The sequence below is a fragment of the Mycobacterium sp. MUNTM1 genome, from assembly GCF_054660795.1.
The window spans coordinates 1-485 of the sequence record NZ_BAAGDE010000157.1 but is presented as its reverse complement, the minus strand read 5'-3'; the positions used below and the strand labels follow the sequence as shown (position 1 = coordinate 485).

Here is a 485-nt window from a genome sequence, read left to right as displayed (position 1 = left end):
TACTGCAGCTGCCCGTCGGCTCCCCAGCGCACCAGGTCACCCGTGCGATACATCCGCGCACCCGGCGCCCCGTACGGGCAGGCCACAAACCGCGTCGACGACAGACCCGGGCGGCCCACGTAACCGGTGGCCAGCCCACCGCCGGCGACGTACAACTCACCCACCACACCGACCGGCACCTGACGCAGCCAACCGTCCAGCACGAAGAAAGCAAGGTTGCCCAGCGGCCCACCGATCGGGCTGACGTTGCTCTCCACGTCTGAATCGACAATCTCCCGAAACGACGCGTGCACCGTCGTCTCGGTGATGCCATACATATTGATCATCCGCGGCAGCCCCGGATGACGGTGCAGCCACGTCGACAACCGGTGCGGCTCCAACGCCTCACCACCAAAGACCACCGTCTGCAACTTCAGCTGCTCACCCAATTCGGGCGCCAACGCATCGGCGCTCTGCAACGCATAAAACGCCGACGGGGTCTGGCT

General features: G+C 65.6%; 1 protein-coding gene. It reads right to left on the bottom strand.

Going from position 1 to position 485, the window contains the following annotated elements:
* Positions 1–485 (bottom strand): AMP-binding protein (locus ACYQ8K_RS30210; RefSeq protein WP_459975057.1); only part of this gene is annotated, 485 nt, incomplete at both ends.